Annotated in this window: 1 pseudogene; it reads left to right on the top strand. The window is 68.2% G+C overall.

Annotation, left to right across the window (positions count from 1 at the left end):
* Positions 1-255, top strand: a pseudogene (locus tag GWK61_RS55745) (hypothetical protein); the annotation flags it as partial.

Here is a 255-nt window from a genome sequence, read left to right as displayed (position 1 = left end):
CCCCGCCGCCCGCACGACATCATCACCCTGGCCAAGGCCGAGAAGAAAAAGCGCAAGAAGAAGGCGAAGAAGAACCGCAAGAAGCGGCCCGGCCCGAAAGCCGTCCGCAAATGGCTCACCGCCTCAGCGGCCGACGACGCCGCCGAAGTCATCAAAGCGGTGTTCGACCAAGCCGAGGCCCGCGACCGGCGAGCACCGGCGCACCTGGGTCGTGCTCGTCGACGGCGCGATCGCCCAGATCGACGCCATCCGCGC

It is taken from the genome of Catenulispora rubra (genome assembly GCF_015356825.1).
GTDB classification, from domain to species: domain Bacteria; phylum Actinomycetota; class Actinomycetes; order Streptomycetales; family Catenulisporaceae; genus Catenulispora; species Catenulispora rubra.
The sequence above is the reverse complement of the archived record's forward strand: the minus strand, read 5'-3'. Positions and strand labels throughout refer to the sequence as shown.